Raw genomic sequence first — 23,272 nt, 5'->3', positions numbered from 1 at the left:
ATGTCTGCAAAATGGGAAAAATTAGAAGGCAACCAAGGTAAATTAACGGTTGAAGTAGACGCAGAAACATTTAACAAAGCACTCGATCAAGCATTTAAAAAAGTTCAAAAACAATTGAATGTACCTGGATTTCGTAAAGGTCGGGTACCGCGTCAAATCTTTGAACAAAGATTTGGTGTCGAATCTCTTTATCAAGATGCACTAGATATTGTTTTACCGGATGCATATTCAAATGCCATTGACGAAACCGGCATTGAACCGGTTGATCAGCCGGAAATCGATATCGAACAAATTGGTAAAGGTCAATCATTAATTTTCACTGCCGATGTTACAGTAAAACCGGAAGTAAAATTAGGCGAATATAAAGGCCTTGAAGTTCCAAAAGTAAATACGGAAGTAACTGATGAAGATGTTGAAGCAGAACTTAAAGAACTGCAAAAACGCCATGCCGAATTAGTTGTTAAAGAAGATGAACCGGCTGAGCAAGGTGATACAGTTGTTATCGATTTTGAAGGGTTTGTTGACGGAGAAGCTTTTGAAGGCGGTAAAGCAGAAAATCATTCTCTTGAAATCGGTTCTGATTCCTTTATTCCGGGCTTTGAAGAACAATTAGTCGGAGTAAAAGCCGGAGATGAAAAAGAAGTTCAAGTCACTTTCCCGGAAGAATATCATGCAGAAGAATTAGCGGGCAAGCCGGCTGTATTCAAAGTAAAAGTTCATGAAGTAAAACAATTAGTATTACCTGAACTGGACGATGACTTTGCTGTTGATGTCGATGATGAAGTGGAAACATTAGACGCATTAAAAGAAAAAATTGAAAATCGTCTAAAAGATGAAAAAGAACATACTGCAAAACATGAAGTTGAAAATGCGGTAATTGAAAAAGCTGCTGAGAACGCAGAAATTGATATTCCTGAAGTCATGATCGATAATGAAGTTGAACGGATGGTAAAAGAATTTGATCAACGTCTGCAACAACAAGGTCTAAATCTTGAACTGTACTCGCAATTTTCAGGTCAAGATATCGACAGCTTGAAAGAAACAATGCGTGAAGATGCTGAAAAACGGGTTCGTGTTAACTTAACGCTAGAGGCGATTGTTAAAGCGGAAAATATTGATGTAACAGAAGAAGAAGTGGAAAAAGAACTTCAAAATATGGCAGAAATGTACAACATGCCGGTGGAACAAATCCAGCAAATTCTTGGTTCAACTGCCGGCATTAAAGAAGAATTGAAATTTAACAAAGCTGTTCAATTATTGGTTGACAACAGTAAGACGGTAGAAGAATAATTAGGAAAACAGATCCATTGTGTTTAAATAAACTAAAGTGAACGAATTAACGGTGTTTAGTTGCACATTTTTAATCAACTTAGATAAAACAAGGCGCGATTTCTTTTCGTGCCTTGTTTTATCCTACTCTTAACGGCAAGGTTTGTCTCCCGCCTCAACTTCGAATGAAAAGGATGCGTGGTTATAGGGGATGCCTGCCTTTAAAAACAATGACAACACTGATGGGAATTCGCTGTATCCCAAAAATGTGTGTTAGGTTCTAGTTTTTACCGTCTTTTTATAAAAATGTTTTGCATAGACTATACATAATCGATTGAATCATTTTATTTTCTTTTCATCAGAACAATATGTTACAATCCATTTACATATACATAGAGAAAAACAAAGACTTGGCGTTAACGGCTAAAAGATTAACAAAAGAAATAAACAAAGTCATAATAATAATGAGCTGCTATTCGTGGCACTGTAAAAATACATTCGCAGGGCTTTACTCATATAGATGGTTTATCAAATTAAGGGGTGAAAAAATTGTTTAAATTTAATGATGAAAAAGGACAATTGAAATGTTCCTTCTGCGGAAAATCTCAGGATCAAGTCCGTAAATTGGTTGCCGGTCCGGGCGTTTATATATGCGATGAGTGTATTGAATTATGTACAGAAATTGTGGAAGAGGAATTAGGCAATGATGAAGAAGTAGAATTTAAGGATGTTCCAAAACCGACGGAAATTCGAACAATTTTGGATGAATATGTCATCGGTCAAGATCAGGCGAAAAAAACATTGGCCGTTGCGGTTTATAACCATTACAAAAGAATCAATACTAAAAACCGGGTTGATGATGTTGAGTTGTCAAAAAGTAATATTTGTTTGATTGGGCCGACCGGAAGCGGAAAAACTTTACTTGCCCAAACTTTGGCGCGAATTTTAAATGTACCGTTCGCCATTGCGGATGCGACATCTTTAACAGAAGCCGGATATGTTGGTGAGGATGTTGAAAATATTTTGTTAAAATTAATCCAAGCTGCCGACTATGATGTCGAGCGGGCTGAGAAAGGGATTATTTATATTGACGAAATCGACAAAATTGCCCGTAAATCAGAAAACCCGTCGATTACCCGTGACGTTTCGGGTGAAGGTGTCCAACAAGCACTGTTAAAAATTTTAGAAGGTACGGTTGCCAGTGTTCCGCCACAAGGAGGAAGAAAACACCCGCATCAAGAGTTTATTCAAATTGATACGACGAATATTTTATTCATTTGCGGCGGTGCATTTGACGGAATTGAACAAATTATTAAACGCCGTCTAGGTAAAAAAGTTATCGGCTTCGGAACGGATCCGAAAAAAGAAGAAATTGATGAAATGAATTTATTAACCCATGTATTGCCGGAAGACTTATTACAATTTGGCTTAATTCCGGAATTCATCGGACGTCTCCCGGTTATCGCAACGCTTAAAAAATTAGATGAAGCTGCATTAATCGAAATATTAACAAAGCCGAAAAATGCGCTCGTTAAACAATATCAAAAATTATTGGAACTGGATAATGTGGAACTCGAATTTGAAAAGAAAGCATTGGAACAAATTGCGAAAAAGGCAATTGAAAGAAAAACCGGTGCACGTGGTTTACGTTCCATTATTGAAGGAATTATGTTGGATGTGATGTTCGAATTACCATCACGGGAAGATATCGCAAAATGTATTATCACGGAGGAGACGATTACGAAAAACAAACGTCCTCAACTACTATTGAAAGATGGAACGGTTATTGAAGAAGAAGAAAAAACTTCGGCATAACATACAAACATGAATCGATCGGGTTACCATGTAACAGCAAAGTTTTTGTTACATGGTAACTCTTTTTGTATGTGTACTTAAGCTTTTTTGTTTTGTTTTGTAAACATTCTTCAATTGGCAATTTCTTGTTTATTCCCTCGTTCTATAGGAGATACTAAAGAACACAGAATATGCCAATGGAGGGAATACAATGAACTTACCTGGAATCGTGTTAATCATCCAGCTTATCTTCGGGGTTATCATCGGGGTGTATTTTTGGAACTTGTTGCGAAATCAACGGAGCCAAAAAGTATCAATAGACAAAGAATCAAAAAAAGAAATGGAACAATTACAAAAATTACGTTCAATTAAATTGACTGAACCGCTCGCAGAAAAGGTTCGTCCGGCAAGTTTTGAAGATATTATTGGACAGAAAGACGGGATCAAAGCATTAAAAGCCGGTCTTTGTGGCCCCAACCCCCAACATGTCATTATTTACGGACCACCCGGCGTCGGAAAAACAGCTGCAGCAAGACTTGTTCTTGAAGAGGCGAAAAAGCTGGGGATGTCGCCCTTTAAAAAAGACGCAAAATTTATTGAATTGGATGCGACAACGGCAAGATTTGATGAAAGAGGAATTGCTGATCCTTTAATCGGTTCCGTCCATGACCCGATCTACCAAGGGGCCGGTGCGATGGGACAAGCAGGAATCCCACAGCCAAAACAAGGGGCAGTAACGAATGCACATGGTGGTGTTCTCTTTATCGATGAAATTGGTGAATTGCACCCGATTCAAATGAACAAACTGTTGAAAGTTTTGGAAGACCGAAAAGTATTTTTAGAAAGTGCTTATTATAGTGAAGAAAATGCGCAAATCCCCAATTTTATTCATGATATTTTTAAAAATGGACTTCCTGCTGATTTTCGCTTAATTGGTGCGACGACAAGAACACCTGAAGAAATTCCTCCGGCGATTCGTTCGAGATGCATGGAAGTGTTTTTCCGGGAACTTGACCAAGAAGAAATCAAGCAAGTGGCGAAACGAGCGATGGAAAAGGTTCATTTAACGATGAGTGAATATGCATTAGAAAAATTATCACAATATGCGAAAAACGGGCGAGAAGCGGTGAATATGGTACAAATTGCTGCAGGACTTGCGATTACGGAAAATCGAAAAATAATAAAAGATGAAGATATCGAGTGGATCATTCATTCAAGTCAACTTTCTCCACGATTAGAACAAAAAATCTATAAACAACCGGAAGTGGGACTTGTTAACGGTTTGGCTGTTTATGGACCGAACAGCGGCTCGGTATTGGAAATCGAAGTTGCTGCCATACCTGCTCTGGAAAAAGGAGCAATCACGATTACCGGAATTGTTGAGGAAGAAAGTATTGGAACGCAAGGAAAATCAATTAGAAGAAAGAGTATGGCAAAAGGTTCCATTGAAAATGTCATTACCATTTTACGATCATTTGGTGTACCTGCAGATGAATATCATATTCATGTTAATTTTCCGGGCGGCGTACCTGTTGACGGTCCATCAGCGGGAATCGCGATTGCTACCGGAATATATTCGGCCATTTATAAATTTCCGATTCATAATGAAGTTGCCCTAACCGGAGAAATCAGTATTCACGGTAGAGTAAAACCGGTCGGCGGTGTGTATACAAAAATAAAGGCGGCACAAAAAGCAGGTGTAAAAAAAGTGATTATACCGGAAGACAATATGGAATCCATTTTTCATGAAATCGAAGGAGTTGAAGTTATACCGGTCGCCAGCATAAAACAAGTATTTGAATTAGCCTTAATCAAAATACATAATAAAGAAGAGAGCAATCTGCCGGAAACGGCTTTTTCCTATCAAGAGCAAAGAAAAGAAAGTGTATAGAAAAATCACAGGATAAGCTCGCAAATCATAATGGATATTGGGCGGCATAGATAAAACCTGAAATTCTGGTTTGTCAATGAACAAACCGCCTTTTTTTGCCTTTTTAAAAGCAAATTGACAACCCGAAACAGAAAAATTCCAGTTTTTGTAAACTTTTAATAAATATTGCTTCCCAAACCGGTTGAAGTTTCATCATTTATTCAAATTAGACAGTTGCCGGTAAATACGTTAAAATTTTTAAATAGGTAATCGTCAATGCCGAATACAATCCGAACCACCCGATTGAAAAAATCTCATATAATTAACGAAGTTCAGTACAATGCTTGATAAAAAAGTTGCATCCCTTTTTTGTTAACAAATCTGTAAGTCCGTTTTATCAACATAAAACGTTTCTACACAAGAGAATAACCATCTATTACGAGACTAAAGGTGGAGAATTGGAGGTATCCATATGAATGAACAACAACGAACTATCGTTCCCCTCCTGCCGCTTCGAGGATTGCTTGTATTCCCGACAATGGTGCTTCATTTAGATGTCGGACGAGAAAAGTCGGTACAAGCGCTTGAAAAAGCAATGATGAATGATCATTTCATTTTTTTGACAACACAAAAAGATACATCCATTGAAGACCCAACAGAGGATGATTTTTTTGAAATGGGCACATTGACACAGGTAAAACAAATGCTCAAACTTCCAAACGGAACATTCCGTGTGTTGGTAGAAGGTTTGAAACGGGGAAAAATTGAAAAGTTTCTCCGGACCGATGAATATTTTGAAGTACGTATTCAAACATACGAAAATGAAGAAGTAAAAGACTTTGAAGAAGAAGCACTAATGCGTATGATTCTGGATTTGTTTGAGCAATACATAAAAATGTCTAAAAAAGTATCGGCTGAAACATTTGCTTCTGTTCAAGATATTGAAGAACCGGGTCGATTAGCTGATATTGTGGCATCGTATTTGCCACTGAAATTGAAAGACAAGCAAGACCTCTTGGAAAAAGTAAATGTGAAAGATCGTATGAACGCCATCATTACTTTTTTGAATAATGAAAAGGAAGTTATCCAACTCGAGAGGAAAATCGGGCAACGCGTAAAGCAATCGATGGAAAGAACGCAAAAAGAATATTATTTGCGGGAACAGATGAAAGCTATTCAAAAAGAATTAGGTGAAAAAGAAGGAAAATCGAGTGAAATCGAAAAATTAAAAGAAAAAATTGGAAAAGCAGGAATGCCTAATCATGTTTTTGAAGCAGCCATGAAAGAATTAGACCGCTATGAAAAATTACCCGGAACATCGGCGGAAAGTGCTGTCATTCGAAATTATCTTGATTGGTTAATTGCACTGCCATGGACGACAGAAACGAAAGATGATATAAATATTAAACGGGCGGAAAGAATTTTAAATGAAGACCATTACGGTTTGGAAAAAGTAAAGGAACGCGTTTTGGAATATTTAGCCGTGCAACAATTGACGAACTCCTTAAAAGGTCCGATTCTTTGTCTGGTTGGTCCTCCGGGGGTCGGAAAAACCAGTCTTGCCCGTTCAGTTGCCCGTTCGTTAAACCGAAAATTTGTGAGAGTTTCATTAGGCGGTGTCCGTGATGAATCAGAAATCCGTGGACACAGGAGAACATATGTCGGTGCAATGCCGGGACGAATTATTCAAGGAATGAGAAAAGCAGGGACGATTAATCCGGTGTTTTTATTAGATGAAATTGATAAAATGTCGAACGATTTTCGCGGTGATCCGTCATCGGCTATGCTCGAAGTTTTGGATCCGGAACAAAATAAAAATTTCAGCGATCATTATATTGAAGAAACGTACGACTTATCAAAAGTAATGTTCATTGCGACAGCCAACGATTTAAGCACGATTCCCGGACCGCTGAGAGATCGGATGGAAATTATTTCTATTGCGGGTTATACAGAAATTGAAAAATTACATATTGCTAAAAATTATCTCATAAAAAAACAATTAAAAGAACATGGATTACAAAAGCAACAGCTGCAAATTCGCGATGATGCCATTCTTTCCATCGTTCGGTATTTTACCCGGGAAGCCGGTGTCCGCGGATTGGAAAGACAAATAGCTAAAATTTGCAGAAAAACGGCAAAAATTATTACATCCGGAGAAAAGAAACGGGTCATTGTTACGAATAAAAATATTGAAGAATTTCTCGGGAAAAAGATTTTTCATTATGGTCAGGCGGAGAAGGAAGATCAAGTCGGTGTTGCAACCGGACTTGCTTATACCGCATTTGGCGGCGATACATTGCAAATTGAAGTGTCCCTTGCACCCGGTAAAGGAAAGCTTGTACTGACGGGTAAACTCGGTGATGTTATGAAAGAATCTGCACAGGCTGCCTTTAGCTATGTGAGATCTTCAGCTGAAAAATTTGGCATTGATCCGATGTTTCATGAAAAATATGATATCCATATCCATGTCCCGGAAGGCGCTGTTCCGAAAGACGGTCCTTCAGCCGGTGTCACTATTACAACGGCACTTGTTTCAGCTCTTACCGGAAAGCCTGTTCGTCGTGAGGTTGGCATGACCGGTGAAGTCACATTACGGGGACGGGTACTTGCAATCGGCGGATTAAAAGAAAAAACTTTAAGTGCTCACCGTGCCGGGCTGACAACCATTATTTTGCCGAAAGACAATGAGCGGGATTTGGATGACATTCCGGAAAGTGTGCGGGAAGAATTAACCTTTATTCCTGTTACCCATGTCGATGAAGTACTTAAAAATGCAATAGTAGGTGAAAAAAGTGAAAATTAAAAGCGCCGAAATTGTCATCAGTGCTGTATCAAAGGCACAATATCCGGAAAACAGCCTGCCGGAAATTGCTTTGGCAGGCCGTTCCAATGTCGGAAAATCATCTTTTATTAATAAAATGTTAAATCGGAAAAATTTGGCAAGAACATCATCGAAACCGGGTAAAACGCAAACGCTAAATTTTTATTTGATTAATGAGGCGTTTTACTTTGTGGATGTTCCAGGTTACGGATATGCGAAAGTGTCAAAAACAGAGCGGGCCAAATGGGGAAATATGATTGAATCGTACTTAACCGGGCGGCATGAATTGAAATCTGTCATATTGATTGTTGATCTCCGCCACCCGCCAACAAACGATGATGTCTTGATGTATCAATTTTTGAAACATTATTTGATACCTGTCATTGTGATTGCGACCAAAGCGGATAAAATTCCCCGTGGCAAATGGGAGAAACATGCGAAAGTTGTGAAGGAGAAATTAGCGATTGAAAAAGAAGATCCGGTAATCATTTTTTCATCCGAAACCGGTGTCGGTAAAGAAGAAGTATGGCAGGTAATCGGAAAATGGATAAAGTAAGATTTAGTAAACAGTAGGACTAACCGAGAATTTTCTGTAAGGTTAGTCCTTTTTCTTTTAAATGTTTTTGTAAACATTTGTGCAAGAAAGTTATGATAGGAGAGCATTCTCGATGCCAAAAAATTTTCCGGAAAAAACGGGTATGCTTGCACACGGATTTTATGTAAGTAAATCAAACCAACCCTTATTTTTTCTTAAAAAAGAATAAATAGCTTCCGATGATAATTAAAATGATTGGCCATAGTGATTGGAAACTGCCAATTTGTTCCGGTGTAAGTCGGAGAAAGGAAAATAAATTTGAGTTAAACAGTTGAATGAGTGCAACACTAACAAAAATCCAACTATAAATTGCACTGCTTTTTGTTTTTTTCGCAGCCAGAAAAAATCCCAATGCAAGAAATAAGATGATGACACCAATGAGATCAAACTGAATATTCCATTGTTGCGCAAGATGGAAATGAATCCCTAAGCCAACGAGTAAGACTCCCGGCACAATGAGTTGGAAATCTCCTCCTCGATAAGCTTGGATAAGTAATGCGACACCTACAATCAAAAGAATGGTCGGCCAACTGAAAACGGCCGCAGGAACAGGTATTGTGAATTTTTGTAAGAAGAAATATAATCCGAACCCGATTAAAACGATCCCGGGAAACATTTGCTTTTTCATCAAACTTCCTCACTTTCTATAAAAAAATCAAGCCGACAAAGAGAGCAAAAAAATTAAAATAAAGTAGTAATTCTATTTAGCAAAAAGTAAAAAAATCAGCTTTTTGCATTTTAACCATAAAACTGTTTCAATGGTATAAGAAACGCAATTTTACTTGAAAATAAGCATAATGATGCAAAACTTGGGTGGACGCTTTTGAGACAATTTTTAGAAAAACAGTCTTCCACGGTGTTAACAAAAGAAATTTTGTCTTTTTTATGAAAATCGCCGTTTTCAACCAAGAACCAGTTTATATTCATTTTAATTTAATACAATCTATAATATAATAGAATGGAATTAGGTGTTTCTTTTATCGTAACATAAAATTTGGCGGATAGATGACTTTTTATACGTTAAGACTGCACTTTTCATAGAGGATGGATCATTTGGAGGGTATTTACTTATGTATATTATTACAGTCGGTCTAAATTATAAAACTGCACCGGTAGAAATACGGGAACGACTTTCTTTTCAAGAAGCAGAGCTGATTGCTGCTATGCTTACATTAAAGAAAAGAAAGAGTATTTTAGAAAATGTTATCGTATCGACTTGTAACCGGACCGAAATATATGCAGTCGTCGATCAACTCCATACGGGGCGGTATTATATTAAAGAGTTTCTTGCTGAATGGTTTCATATAGAAAGGGAACAATTTGAATCCCATCTTTACATTTACGAAAATCAAAAAGCGGTTGAGCATTTGTTCAACGTATCCTGTGGTCTCGACTCGATGGTGATCGGTGAAACACAAATTTTAGGACAAGTGCGGTCAAGTTTTTTCAAAGCACAAGAAGCAAATTCGGTTGGCACCGTCTTTAACCAACTTTTTAAACAAGCGATTACCGTGGCGAAAAAAGCCCATACCGAGACGGATATTTCTTCAAATGCCGTTTCTGTCAGTTATGCCGCTGTTGAATTGGCAAAGAAAATTTTTGGTCAATTGCATAATAAACATATTTTAATTATCGGTGCCGGAAAGATGGGGAAAATTACCATTCAAAATTTATTGGGAAGTGGTGCCGGAAAAATCTCCGTTGTCAATCGCACGGTGGAAAAAGCAATGGATCTCGCCAAGGAAATCGGTGGGAAGGCCTATTCGCTTGAATCACTTCCGTCATGTTTGACCGAGGCTGATATTGTTATTAGTTCTACGGGATCGAATCATTATGTCATTCATGCAGAAATGATGGCGACCGTTGAAAAAATGCGGAAAGGGCGACCGATGTTATTTATTGATATTGCTGTGCCGAGAGATATTGATCCGGAAATTGATCAATTCGAATCCGTTTTTCTTTACGATATTGATGATTTGGAAGGAGTCGTTGAAGCAAATTTACAAGAAAGACAGCGTGCTGCTACCAAAATCCAGTCATTTATCACAGATGAGATCGCGATATTTCAAGATTGGGTAAATACATTGGGGGTTGTTCCGCTCATTTCATCTTTACGGGAAAAAGCATTAACTATTCAAGCCGATGTGATGACGAGTTTGGAACGGAAATTGCCTGACTTAACTGAACGGGAACGGAAAATTATCGGTAAACATATGAAAAGCATTATTAATCAAATGTTAAAAGATCCGATTTTACAAATTAAAGAATTGGCTGCCGGTCCTGAAGGTGAACAGGCTTTGCATTATTTTGAGCAAATTTTTCAATTAGAAGCACACAAAGAAAAACAAATGGAAGAATCTCAACATAAGCGCATCGATGAAAGAAAAACAAGATCGCTTGAGAGCTATGTGAACGGTTGATGAGATGTAAGTGAGGTTACCCTTATGGGAGAAAACATGTTGATGAAATTGCATGAAGGGATGGTCATTCTTTATGCGGCTTCAGTATTGATGTACTTCTATGACTTCCTGCAAACAAACCGTAAAATGAAAAGAATTGGCTTTCTATTGCTTTGTTGTGTCTGGTTCTTGCAAACGGTTTTATTTATTTTTAATATGTACGAGACAGGCCGGTTCCCTATTTTTACGCTAGCGGACGGTTTGTATTTTTATAGTTGGGTGTTAATCACTTGTTCAATTATTTTAAATATTTTTGTTAAAATTGAATTTATCATATTTTTTACCAGTGTACTCGGATTTATGACGATCGTTATTTATACATTTGCACCATCCCACTGGGGTTCTCCGGCATTGGCGGAAAAGTTGGCTTCGGAACTTTTACTTGTTCATATTACGGCATCGCTTGTTGCGTATGCCCTATTTTCATTATCATTTCTATTTTCGTTATTATATATTGTGCAATATCATTTATTGAAACGGAAAAAATGGGGAAGACAATTAATTCGTGCCAATGATTTAGTAAAATTAGAGCAAGTCGCCTATACATTAAATTTGCTGGGCATGCCTGTTTTTTCCATTGGTGTTATACTAGGATTGCAAAGGCTTTATCTAAAAATGCCGGAAATCGGTTTTTTTGATTGGAAAATTATCGGATCATTTTTTGTTATTATCATGTATGCTTGCTTTATTTATTTAAAAACAAGAAAGGAAATGTTCGGGAAAAATTTGGCACTGTGGAATATTGCCTCGTTTTTAATCGTATGGATAAATTTTTTCTTGTTGGGCAGATTATCTGATTTTCATTTTTGGTTAAGTTAGATTGTTTTGCCTTGTAATTTCGTACATCGTTAACATATTACATACTAAGTTTTGAATGATCCATTTCTTTATATATCAGGAGGCTTTTATGCGTAAAATTATTGTCGGTTCAAGACGCAGTAAATTAGCAATGACACAAACCAATTGGGTCATAGATCAGTTGAAAAAGATTGGTGCCCCATTTACTTTTGAACTGAAAGAAATTGTCACAAAGGGTGATGAAATTCTAAATGTTACCTTGTCAAAAGTCGGCGGGAAGGGACTTTTTGTTAAAGAGATTGAGCAGGCAATGTTAAAAAAAGAAATTGATATTGCGGTTCACAGTATGAAAGATATGCCTGCCGTGTTGCCGGACGGACTTGTCATCGGGACCATTCCGGAGCGGGAAGATCCCCGGGATGTGCTTATCTCAAAAGAAAATCGTTCATTACGTGATTTACCGGCCGGTGCCATCGTCGGAACAAGCAGTCTGAGGCGGAAAGCACAAATTTTAAACATCCGGCCGGACCTCGAAATTAAATGGATTCGCGGAAATATTGATACACGATTGAAAAAGCTCGAAACGGAAGAATACGATGCAATTATTTTAGCGGCAGCGGGATTATCACGAATGGGTTGGAAGGCAGAGGTTGTATCCGAATACTTAGAACCAAGTGATTGTATTCCGGCGGTTGGTCAAGGAGCACTGGCCATTGAATGCCGGAAAGATGACGAAGAAATTTTACAATGGTTGGCAAAATTAAATTGTCCAAAAACGAATCGTGCCGTGCAGGCTGAACGAGCTTTCTTGAATAAAATAGGCGGTAGTTGTCAAGTTCCTGTAGGAGGGTATGCAGTGATAAACGCTGAGGATGATGTTGTTTTAAATGCATTTGTCGCTTCCGGTAATGGTAAAACAATTTTTAAGGAAACTGTTGTCGGTAAAGATGCGGTGGCAGTGGGCGAAAAGGCAGGAGAACGGTTAATGGAGCGTGGTGCTGGAAAACTTATCAGTGAAATACTGAAGGAATTGGAATAAAGCATATGTGTTGGGTGATTACAGAAGCGCCCATATTCACGAAATACTGTCACAACTAAATGAAACAGCCGTTCAAAATAGTGCAAAACCTGGTTCAACAGTTTCAATCAGACACGAAGAACAACTCATCATTTTTTTGGAGATGGATGAAATTGACGCTTGACCGATTGGCAAACAAAAAATATTTAATTATGCGTGATTCTTCACAAGCTGTATCGTTAATCGAAGGAATTCGTTCTCTTGGTGGCATTCCATTGCTTGTCCCGTTAATCTCATTCAAAAAAACAAGCTTATCTGAACGGGAACGAAAACTGATGAACGAATTAACAAGTTTTGACTGGCTTATTTTTACGAGTCAAAATGGTGTTCGTTTTTTTATGGCACAGTTGGAAGAGATGGGGTTATCTTTTCCGGAACATGTAAAGGTGGCGGCTGTCGGTACGAAAACACAAAGCAGTTTAGTAAATTATGGTATATCACCGTCTTTCATTCCGAAAAAATTTACCGGTGAAGCATTGGCTGACGAGATGAAGGATTTTATTGAAAAGAATGAACGCATTTGCGTGATAAAAGGAAATCTGGCCAGGGATATTGTCGGTACAGTGCTTCGAAATGTCGGTGCCATTGTCGAGGAAATCATTATTTACGAAACATTTTTACCAGGAGAAAATAAAGAAAAATTGATTGTAACATTGAAAAATAAAGTCGACGTACTAATATTTACCAGTCCTTCAACCGTTAAACATTTTATGAGTATATTAATGGAGAAAAATGAACGCCATCTTCTCGACGGAAAATGGGTCGCTTCGATTGGACCGGTTACCAAAAAAGCGTTAGAAGATTACGGGATTCCTGTTCATATTTGTCCCGACATATATACCGTCGATCAATTGCTTGAAGAGATGAAGGTGTTTTTTGGAAAGAAATGTTAAGAAATAAATACAACGGTATAATGTAAAAAATAAGGTCGAATTGAACTTTTCCTATAAAAATTTTTAGATGCCAAACGAGCAATGAACACCCGAAGAGCTTGCTTTTGCGTTAAATTTGGATCACACAAACCAAAGTTGCAATGAATTTTCCCGTAAAACTTTTTGAGTGTCAAACAAGTTATCAAATATAAAATTGGAGGCAGTGAAATGAACATAGAAGACTTACAATTTAAGAGACATCGGAGACTAAGACAATCGGCTTTTATGAGAGATTTAGTTCGGGAAAATCATGTTCATACGGATGATTTAATTTATCCGCTATTTATCGTTGAAGGAGAAAAGATAAGAAATCCCATTATTTCAATGCCGGGAATTGAGCAAATTTCTTTAGATTATTTGCCTAGTGAAGTGGATGAACTATTAAGCTTAGGCATAAAGGCCGTTCTTTTATTTGGTGTCCCGAATGAAAAAGATGAAATAGGTTCCGGTGCATTCCATGATCACGGCATTGTTCAGAAAGCTATTAAAACCATTAAACAACATGCTCCGAAAATGCTTGTTGTTGCAGATACATGTTTATGTGAATATACCGATCACGGTCATTGCGGTGTAATCATGAACGGTGATGTTGCCAATGATGAGTCACTGGAAATTCATGTGAAAACGGCAATCAGCCAAGCAAGGGCAGGTGCTGATATTATTGCGCCTTCGAATATGATGGATGGTTTTGCCGTTGCAATTCGTAAAGGGTTGGATGAAGCAGGTTTTAAACATGTACCAATCATGTCCTATGCAGTTAAATATGCATCCGCTTTTTACGGTCCGTTCCGTGATGCTGCAGAAAGTGCCCCACAATTTGGCGATCGGAAAACATATCAAATGGACCCTGCCAATCGTCGGGAAGCTTTAAGAGAAGCCCATTCGGATCTTTCGGAAGGGGCTGATTTCTTAATCGTCAAGCCGGGCATGCCATATTTGGATATTATCCGTGATGTCCGCAATGAGTTTAATGTTCCGATAGTTGCTTACAATGTCAGCGGGGAGTATTCAATGGTTAAAGCAGCTGCCTTGAACGGTTGGATTGACGAAAAGAAAATTGTCATGGAAATGCACACCGCATTCAAAAGGGCAGGTGCGGATTTAATTATCACCTATTTTGCGAAGGACATTGCCAAATGGCTGAATGAAGAAAAATAATAGCACTTAAATGATGTATGCTCTTCATAAACATATAGAGAAAAGAGGGATAGTATGCGTTCATTCGAAAAATCGATAAAAGCATTTCAAGAGGCAGTACAGTTAATGCCGGGGGGAGTTAACAGCCCGGTGCGTGCCTTTAAAGCTGTTGATATGAATCCGATTTTTATGGAAAGCGGAAAAGGCTCGAAAATTTACGATATCGACGGGAATGAATATATTGATTATGTTCTTTCATGGGGACCATTAATTTTAGGCCATGCGAATCGTCAAGTTGTTGAAGCATTGAAAAAAGTAGTCGAGTCCGGGACAAGCTTCGGTGCTCCGACATTAATCGAAAATAAATTGGCAGAACTGGTTAAGGAGCGGGTACCATCCATTGAAATTATTCGTATGGTAAATTCCGGTACAGAAGCAACGATGTCCGCATTACGGTTGGCACGAGGATATACGGGGAGAAGTAAGATTTTAAAATTTGAAGGCTGTTATCACGGGCATGGTGATTCCTTATTAATTAAAGCCGGCTCAGGTGTAGCAACACTTGGACTTCCCGATAGCCCGGGCGTTCCTGAAGGCATTGCAAAAAACACAATAACTGTTCCATATAATGATTTGGACGGGGTTAAAACGGCCTTTGAAAAATTTGGCGAGGATATTGCAGCAATCATTGTTGAACCAATTGCCGGAAATATGGGTGTTGTTCCTCCGTTACCTGGTTTTTTGGAAGGATTACGTGAAATGACCGAGCAATACGGCGCCCTGCTTATTTTTGACGAGGTCATGACAGGCTTCCGGGCCGATTATCATTGTGCCCAAGGTTATTTTAACATTCAACCTGATTTAACTTGTTTAGGGAAGGTAATCGGTGGCGGGCTTCCGGTTGGTGCTTACGGCGGGAAAGCAGAAATCATGGAAAAAGTTGCTCCAAGTGGTCCGGTCTATCAAGCAGGCACGTTATCCGGCAACCCTTTGGCAATGACGGCCGGTTATGAAACATTGAAACAGTTAAAACCCGAACACTATGATGAATTTAAACGAAAAGGGGATATGTTGGAAGCCGGTTATCGTCAAGCAGCAGAAACATACGGGATTCCACTGACTGTCAATCGGGCCGGCTCGATGATCGGGGTCTTTTTTACCAATGAACAAGTGATTAACTATGATACAGCAAAAACATCCAATCTCGATTATTTTGCAACGTATTATCGGGAAATGGCATTGCAAGGTGTGTTTTTACCGCCATCCCAATTTGAAGGATTGTTTATTTCTACCGTTCATTCGGATGAGGATATAGAAAAAACCATTCAAGCTGCAGAAAATGCTTTTCGAAAAATAAAAGAAATGAATTAAAACTTGGAATGACGTACAGTGATCTTGTTAGCGGGGAGGCTCGGGATCAGTCTGTACGTCATTTTCCAACTTTGAATCACCTATTGATTTTGGACCTATTCTTTTATGGAAACATAAAATAATATTTCGGCTTCTTCTACAAGTGAAGTCCCTTTCTATTTTTCCACATTGCTTGATTCCAAAATGCTTGACGTATTCTTAAAAGCTTTTCCAGTTGTTCTTCCACAAAAGTAACTTTTTTAAGCATATTTCATCCACTTTTTTCATAACTTGTAATGATATGAGTAGAATAATAGCTCCTTATTCACGTTATCTCAAAACACGATTATTTTTGTTTATCCTAATAAACAAATTTCATCTTCACCAGTGAGTTTCTGAAAATCCACAGTTAGATTCGTAAGGGGGGAAGTATGTTGACTGATAATAATCAACCGGCAGCCATTAAATTTTCTTTGGATGAAACAGTGTGGTTTCGAAAGGGAGAAGAGATTGGAGAATTATACAATTTAGCATTAGAGCCAAATGTTACCATCCAAGATTTGAATCACTTTATTTCCATCCGTGGATCATTAAAAATGTACGGAGAATATAAAAAATCAGAAGCTGAAATAAATGATGAAGAAGATCGTATTTATTTTTCAGGGCAAAAATATGTTACCGTACTCGACGCAAGAGAAGAAGGAATATCAGAATTTCATTTTGATTTTCCCGTTGATATTACCGTACCGAGAGAGAAAGTAAGCAGTATAGAAGACTTAGATGTCCTTATTGAATTTTTTGATTACTCAATTCCTGAAAAAGACTGCTTAAAATTGTCAACGAATGTCGCAATTACAGGAATTGCCGCAGATGCATCCGCATACGAACGAAAAGATATTTTGTCAAGTAGTGAAGAAGGCATCCCGGCATTATCTGAAGATCCATTAGCTGATAAAGACCGATTATTTCCGGTTTCAAACGATTTTTTCATCGATAAAATTGATGACGACAGCACATTCTCAGTAGAGGCTAAAAAAGTAGAGGACCGAGATGAAGAGCCTGAAGAAAATATCCAAATCCAGATTCAATTTACTTCCACTATGGATAAACTGGAAAAAATTGAAAAGAAACGAGTAGAGGCTGACCAAGCAACTTTATCGACAAATACAAATGAAAAACAGTTTGAGCCTGATCATCTTTTAGTAGAATCGGGGGGATTGGAAAACGAGCCGGAAGCTAGTCACATTATAGAAGAGACGGAAAATATACCTGAAGCCGGTCGCATAGAAGAGGAGTTGGGGAACGTACCTGAAGCCGGTCGCATAGAAGAGGAGTCTGGAAACAATTTAGAAGTCAATCGCATAAAAGTGGTGCCGGAAGCCGGACGCCAGAAAGCAGAACCTGAAAAATTAGAAAAGAAACCTGAAATTAGTCCATGGTTAAAGGATTCAGAGCATGTTCCTGAAGTCGGTCCGCTTCTAACTAATTCGTCCCCAAAGGATAACGACCGTAATACTGATCCAGTTTTAAATGACTTGGATAATGAAAACCAAGTAGCAGTGGAAAGAAATGAAACGAAAGCTGTGAATACAGAGGCAAAATTGGAAAATGAGATCGAAGTCAGTGGCGAACTGTCAAAAAGGGACAATGAACCGGTAGAGGAGCCGAAAACAAGAGCAGATCTTAATCAACAAATAGAGACTGTAGCAGTGGAGACAAGTGTTCAGGAATCGGCTGAACAACAAGATTTTGCTGATATTACGATTGAGGAAGTTCAGGCAGAAGAGGATCACGAAGCCCATCGAACCGAGAAAAACATAAATTATCAGCCGCAAGAAACAAATCAGGATGAAAAATCCATCTCACTCACTGAATTTTTTGGAAGAAAAGATGAAAATCGAGCAGTTCGGATGAAAATTTATATTGTTCAAGCGAGAGATACATTAAGTTTGATTGCCGAAAAATATGACGTCTCGGTTTCCCAACTGTTGCGAACAAATCACCTGGAATCAAATCAGGATGTCTATGAAGGACAAATACTTTACATCCCCACCAATACACATAAAATACATTCGTTATAACGAATTGAACTAACCGAGGAACCAGCCGAACTATAACAATGAAAAATACCATATCCCAATCACTTTATGTAAAAGTGACGTAACAAAGAAAACGGGTACGAAACCCGTTTTTTATATGCATTGAGGTGAAAAAATGAGAGTCTACGAAATTTTAAAAGAATATCAAATTCAACCGAGACATTTGGAAAAGATTGGAAAAGTATATAAAGTATTTAGTAGAAACAATGTGTTTGCATTAAAAGAAACCGAAGTAACTAAGGGAAAAAATTTATTTTCCATCTACCCTTTTTTATACCATAAAGGGTTTTATCGTTTCGTTCCTCTTTATCCGGCAAAAAACGGGCAATATATGATTTTAAGAGATCAAAAGCTGTATTACTTAATGCCTTGGTTAGGTAGCGAGTCAAGACCGGTTGAAACCAATCATGCAAGAAAAATGTTTCGGGAACTTGCCAGACTTCATCTTTTGACATCACAAGAAATGGAAATGGACCAGACAAATATCGAGGACCATTTTGAGCGAACTAGTGGACAATGGAATAAAGAAATGCAATATCTTGACAGTTGGATTGAACAGTGTGAGCAAAAATGGTATATGTCTCCTTTTGAATGGGAATTTGTCCAATATTATCATGAATTTCAAAAAGCCTATGAATATGCACTTCGAACTCTAAAAATTTGGAAAGATACTATGCTTGAATCAAAGAAAATTCGCACGGTCCTTCTTCACGGTAAAGTTAGCTTGGATCATTTTGTATTTGATGATAAAGGGTACGGGTATTTTATTAATTTTGACGAAAGCCGTATCGGTTCCTCATATCAGGACTTATTGCCGTTTTTATCCAACACATTAAGTACATACCCGATGAACGGTGAAGATTGTATGGAATGGCTGAATATCTATATGAAACACTATCCATTAAAGGAAACGGAACTTTTGCTTATGAAAAGTTATCTTGCCCACCCGGGATTTATGGTTCGGTTATTGAACCGCTATCAAACGAGATTCGCCCCAAACCATGAATTGAAGTATACAAAAAAGATTCAGCAAGCTTATTGGAAACTGAAAAACATCGAAAATATCATCATGAAGCTGGAAATGAAAACAGAATCCTAATATGCCGAGTTGGTGGTACTATTGAATTGGTAGGCGTCACTGTTGAAATCGGAGGTGGTTTGTTGAACTAAGTGGAGTTCCGCTAAATTTTTGTCTAAGTCCTCCTAGGTATTCAGAAAAATTGATATAATAGTATATAATCAAGACAATCACTAAAATCGACATGTTATAACGAAACTGAAACTGAAAAGGAAAGTTGTACAATGACAAGATTCATACCTCTAATGTTCGATTTAAATAACAAAAATATTGTCATAATTGGTGGGGGCCATGTAGCCGAAAGAAGAATTCGTCTATTGCTGGAAAGCGGTGGGAAAATTACTGTGACTAGTCCAAAAATTACCCAGGAAATCCGCAATTATTGGGAACAGGGCAAGGTAAATTGGTTGAAAAAGTATTTTGAACCTAATGATATTTCCAACGCTTTTCTCGTAATTATTGCAACAAATAATCCCCAAGTGAACGAATTGGTTCTTCAATATGCACCAAAAAATACTTTAATCAATGATGCTACAAACGCCTCCAATGGGAATATTCATTTTCCCACGATCATGAATAGAGGACGGTTAACAATAAGTGTTGCAACAAACGGTGCCAGTCCCAAGCTGACAAAGCAAATAAAACAGCAATTGGAAGCCACTTTCCCGGAAAATTACGGAGAATATGTTGATTTTCTATATGAATGTCGGGAACTTTTGAAAAACTCTCCATTGCCAAAAGAAGAGCACCAAAAACTGTTAAAACAACTATTGGATGATGATTTTCACAGTAAAACAAATCAACAACAATTTTTAAGTTGGTTAAAAAATCTCCAAAATAATGAAAAGGGTCAAGGTGATCTTAATTAGGAACCTTGACCTAAAAACTCTTTACTATAAAAAATAATACAAATGACCAGATAAACATATATTTTCTAAAAAATGCAAATACCACTCTAAATTAGTGACTCATTTCACAAAAAATCTATTCAATCATGAATTTGCGTGCACATTTAATACTTGGTGAATTATTTTACAAAAAAAACAGGCAACTCCATCATGAATTTGCTGTTTTACACTGAGTATCGTGATTCATTTCACAATAAAGGCGCTCTATTATAAATTTGCTGTCGCGCACTGAATACGTACCGACTCATTTCACAAAAAAGAAGCCGCTCCATTATCAATTTTCTATTGCACTGAATAGGTATTCATGTATAATAGAGGGAAAATAATAATATTTGAAAGAGTAGAAGCCTTGTTACTTTTCTATTATAAGCAAACGTTTTCAATAAAGTTGTGCCTTTTCTATTAATCGAACAAATAATGACTATACAAAAAAGAAGGTGAAATGTAATGGACAAGATACAGCAAATGTTGTTGGAAGATAGTAAAAAAATAAATTTGATCATGTTTATTACTTTTTCAGTTTCATTAGTTTTGGCTGTTTTGAAGTCAATAGCTTTAAAACAAGGACCGGTAATTACTATATATTCTACTCAATTGATCTCTTTGGCTGTTTTATACATTATTTGTGAAAAAATAGTTAAGAAACACTCTCTATTTCCTTATATAAGTGTTGTTTTGATTGGCATCTTTACATTTATAGGTATTGCGGTTACCGGCGGCGGAATTAATATTATTCTCATCACATTCTTTTTAGCCATTTTTTCGACGATTAGTTCCGGTAAAAATTCGTTTATCCTTGGTTATTCCATAGGATTGTCGATCATGTTAACAATCTTTTTTGTCGGTACAAAAGAAACAGCCGTAATTAAAGAAAACTTTGTTACTATTCTCATACTCTATCTTTTATCAGGACTTTTACTTTATGTACTAATCCACATGAACGCCAGACAGCAATCCGTGATTCGGGAATTGTTGCGGCAGTCAGAAAAACATGGTGAGGAACAAAAGCAACAAAAAGAACGCATTCAAGCCAATATGAATAATATTTTAAAAGAAATGGCCAATGCAAATGAACGGATTCAGAGCAATCAATTGGCTCAAAATGAATTTACTAACAGTTTACAAGAGTTAACAATTGGCAGTCAACAGCAAACCGACCAAATTGCAATGATTTCAAGTCATACAATGGAAAATCTCGAGGTCATGCTAAAGCTGGAAAATATAATGGAAGAACTTTCAACAGAGGCGGATAAAACAGACGAAATCACGTCTCTCGGTGAAAAAAGAGTTTTCATGTTTAAACAAGATGTAATGGAGATTCGAGCATTTATGAACGACTTAAACCAAACATTACTGGATTTAACAAAGAACATTCAAGAAACCAATACATATTCAAATAAAATTAAAGAAATTTCCGAGCAGACAAATTTATTGGCTTTAAATGCCTCCATTGAAGCGGCACGAGCAGGTGAGGCCGGCAAAGGATTCTCGGTTGTTGCCGAAGAAATTCGCAAACTGGCAGAGTCGACAAAAGATACGGTCAATAATATTACCAAAAATCTGCAAAACGTGAATACGAGCAACGAAACGACTTTGAAAAAAATGCAAGCCAGTGAACAAAAGATTACCCACTTGGCAGATTCGTCGGAGGATATTGTCGCTTACTTTCAACAGTTGAAAGAAGTATTTCAAAAATTAAACACTGATTTACTGCACTCAAAAGAAATGACAAATGAAGTAGTGGAAAAAAGTAAAAGTATAGAAACGTATACATCCCAGTTTGCGGGAATTCTTGAAGAAGCGAGTGCCAATCTGGAAGAAATGAGTGCTTCAATTGAAACATTGACGAATGACAATAAAGACATCGCAAATTCAATGAATAGAACAACAATCAGTGCAAAAGAGCTACTAGCTGAATAAAAAAATTGGAAGGGCAAATCGAGGATAATTGGAATTTCTTCTAAAGACGTGAAAAATTGAATTTGGAAGGCCGCCGAGTTTTTACGGCCTATTTCCAAAGAAAATCGAATCGGAAAGGGTGCCTGAATTCACTAACTGCTTTTTTCCTAAGCAAAGAGAGTCGGTTCACTAACGCCTCTTTTCCATTAGTCAGTAAAAATTATGATGTTCAAAAAGTTCGGGGGATGGTTGGCAAATTTCTTCTCGGATTCTCCTTTCACTTATCCCCCTTTTGAACATGCAAATATTATTTGGTAGAGGGCAACAACTTAATATAGGATTCTGAAAAACCAAATTGATTGATTGCCAAACAATTAACAAAAAACACACTTATATCAGATCCATCTGGAAAAGAGCGACAATTAACAAAAAAATTAATAATAAGACGACATCAAAAGTAGTTGGGATGATTAACGTTCGGATTCCTTGGAAAATCGTAAACGGGATAATCAATTGCTTTCCAACTTCCCTGATTGTTCGAGCCCATGATGGCAGTAAATATGGATTGTATTTTCTACGCATGAAACCCCTCCTTTATAACGGTTGTCTACCCAAAAGGAAACAAGACCGCAACCGGACATGAAACGCCTGCAAAAAGTCTTTCTTTAATTCATTCTATGTGAATATAACGGGAAGTTGTTCATATTTTTTTGAGCGAATTTTAAAAAGTGGAAAGAATGTACTTTGTGAAAAATCTGCCTCGGGTGCTGTCCACTGCATTCCAACTAACATAAGCACTTTGGACTTACATGTCGAATACCGGACTATGGGTTTCAAAATCATTTCGTATAATTTTTCCTGAAACCTGTGGAAAAAGAATTGTATAAAAATCATTTCGTATAATTTTTCCTCAAATGGCCGATAATGATTGACGAAATGTCCGTTATTTTTATAGAATAAGTATAAATAAACGAAATGCGTTGAACGGGAAGAGTACAATAGTTAGGCTTTTCAGAGAGAGAACGGTGGTGCGAGTTCTTAAGTGAAACTGTTGGAAGGTCGCCCGGGAGCAGCTTTTGTGAACCCGAAGAGTAGCAAAAGCCGGGAAATCCGTTACTTAGTTGAGTGCCAAATGCATGCTTCTTATGCATTTGTGAATAAAGGTGGTACCGCGAATCAACTCCA

At 37.6% G+C, this 23,272-nt stretch carries 17 protein-coding genes and 1 other annotated feature (1 of these 18 cut by a window edge); of the genes, 15 read left to right on the top strand and 2 right to left on the bottom strand.

Going from position 1 to position 23,272, the window contains the following annotated elements; all coding sequences use genetic code 11:
* From tig to yihA, 5 genes are all read left to right on the top strand, one after another.
* On the top strand, window positions 1-1,290 hold the full coding sequence (tig, locus tag NSQ14_RS12620) for a trigger factor (protein WP_041844830.1): 1,290 nt from the start codon (window positions 1-3) through the stop codon (window positions 1,288-1,290).
* A 528-nt stretch (window positions 1,291-1,818) separates the two neighbouring features.
* Window positions 1,819-3,084 (top strand): ATP-dependent protease ATP-binding subunit ClpX, encoded by a 1,266-nt coding sequence (gene clpX, locus NSQ14_RS12615; protein ID WP_041903870.1) that lies wholly within the window; start codon window positions 1,819-1,821, stop codon window positions 3,082-3,084.
* A gap of 190 nt (window positions 3,085-3,274) precedes the next feature.
* Window positions 3,275-4,954, top strand: a complete 1,680-nt coding sequence (gene lonB, locus NSQ14_RS12610; RefSeq protein ID WP_041903872.1) for an ATP-dependent protease LonB — start codon at window positions 3,275-3,277, stop codon at window positions 4,952-4,954.
* Between the two features lie 451 nt (window positions 4,955-5,405).
* Window positions 5,406-7,736: an endopeptidase La gene (gene lon / locus NSQ14_RS12605; RefSeq protein ID WP_041848278.1), complete on the top strand. Its 2,331-nt coding sequence runs from the start codon at window positions 5,406-5,408 to the stop codon at window positions 7,734-7,736.
* A complete protein-coding gene (yihA, locus tag NSQ14_RS12600; RefSeq protein ID WP_041848279.1) occupies window positions 7,726-8,310 on the top strand; it encodes a ribosome biogenesis GTP-binding protein YihA/YsxC in 585 nt (194 codons plus the stop codon). Before lon ends, yihA begins: the two co-directional genes overlap by 11 nt.
* A gap of 184 nt (window positions 8,311-8,494) precedes the next feature.
* On the opposite strand, the gene NSQ14_RS12595 is transcribed toward yihA, so the two are convergent.
* The gene (locus tag NSQ14_RS12595; RefSeq protein ID WP_034771513.1) at window positions 8,495-8,977 is read right to left on the bottom strand and encodes a LiaI-LiaF-like domain-containing protein; all 483 of its coding nucleotides are present in this window, start codon (window positions 8,975-8,977) and stop codon (window positions 8,495-8,497) included.
* 442 nt (window positions 8,978-9,419) lie between these two features.
* On the opposite strand from NSQ14_RS12595, the gene hemA reads away from it, so the two are divergent.
* The 10 genes from hemA (at window position 9,420) to NSQ14_RS12545 (ending at window position 22,108) form a co-directional block, all read left to right on the top strand.
* On the top strand, window positions 9,420-10,769 hold the full coding sequence (gene hemA, locus NSQ14_RS12590) for a glutamyl-tRNA reductase (RefSeq protein ID WP_269919807.1): 1,350 nt from the start codon (window positions 9,420-9,422) through the stop codon (window positions 10,767-10,769).
* 24 nt (window positions 10,770-10,793) lie between these two features.
* Window positions 10,794-11,627, top strand: coding sequence for a cytochrome c biogenesis protein CcsA (gene ccsA / locus NSQ14_RS12585; protein WP_346216432.1), 834 nt, complete (start codon window positions 10,794-10,796; stop codon window positions 11,625-11,627).
* A gap of 88 nt (window positions 11,628-11,715) precedes the next feature.
* Complete coding sequence (hemC, locus tag NSQ14_RS12580) at window positions 11,716-12,645, top strand: hydroxymethylbilane synthase (RefSeq protein ID WP_034771506.1); 930 nt, start codon at window positions 11,716-11,718, stop codon at window positions 12,643-12,645.
* 152 nt (window positions 12,646-12,797) lie between these two features.
* Complete coding sequence (locus NSQ14_RS12575) at window positions 12,798-13,577, top strand: uroporphyrinogen-III synthase (protein WP_034771566.1); 780 nt, start codon at window positions 12,798-12,800, stop codon at window positions 13,575-13,577.
* 207 nt (window positions 13,578-13,784) lie between these two features.
* Entirely contained in the window at window positions 13,785-14,774 is a 990-nt protein-coding gene (gene hemB, locus NSQ14_RS12570; RefSeq protein WP_346216431.1) for a porphobilinogen synthase, read from the top strand.
* A gap of 54 nt (window positions 14,775-14,828) precedes the next feature.
* A complete protein-coding gene (gene hemL / locus NSQ14_RS12565; protein WP_041848283.1) occupies window positions 14,829-16,124 on the top strand; it encodes a glutamate-1-semialdehyde 2,1-aminomutase in 1,296 nt (431 codons plus the stop codon).
* A 410-nt stretch (window positions 16,125-16,534) separates the two neighbouring features.
* Complete coding sequence (locus NSQ14_RS12560; RefSeq protein ID WP_346216430.1) at window positions 16,535-18,184, top strand: LysM peptidoglycan-binding domain-containing protein; 1,650 nt, start codon at window positions 16,535-16,537, stop codon at window positions 18,182-18,184.
* A gap of 133 nt (window positions 18,185-18,317) precedes the next feature.
* The gene (ysxE, locus tag NSQ14_RS12555) at window positions 18,318-19,301 is read left to right on the top strand and encodes a spore coat protein YsxE (protein ID WP_346199893.1); all 984 of its coding nucleotides are present in this window, start codon (window positions 18,318-18,320) and stop codon (window positions 19,299-19,301) included.
* 203 nt (window positions 19,302-19,504) lie between these two features.
* Window positions 19,505-20,149, top strand: a complete 645-nt coding sequence (locus NSQ14_RS12550) for an NAD(P)-binding protein (RefSeq protein ID WP_034771501.1) — start codon at window positions 19,505-19,507, stop codon at window positions 20,147-20,149.
* Between the two features lie 486 nt (window positions 20,150-20,635).
* Entirely contained in the window at window positions 20,636-22,108 is a 1,473-nt protein-coding gene (locus NSQ14_RS12545) for a methyl-accepting chemotaxis protein (protein ID WP_269919802.1), read from the top strand.
* A 369-nt stretch (window positions 22,109-22,477) separates the two neighbouring features.
* Here the strand turns inward: NSQ14_RS12545 and NSQ14_RS12540 are convergent, their stop codons facing one another.
* Window positions 22,478-22,669, bottom strand: a complete 192-nt coding sequence (locus NSQ14_RS12540; protein WP_034771497.1) for a hypothetical protein — start codon at window positions 22,667-22,669, stop codon at window positions 22,478-22,480.
* Window positions 22,670-23,058: 389 nt separating this feature from the next.
* Window positions 23,059-23,272: a binding site (T-box leader), on the top strand (it continues 12 nt past the right edge of the window).

The sequence above is a fragment of the Caldifermentibacillus hisashii genome, assembly GCF_039654145.1.
Classification (GTDB): Bacteria; Bacillota; Bacilli; order Bacillales; family Caldibacillaceae; genus Caldifermentibacillus; species Caldifermentibacillus hisashii.
This window is presented reverse-complemented; position numbering and strand designations above follow the sequence as displayed.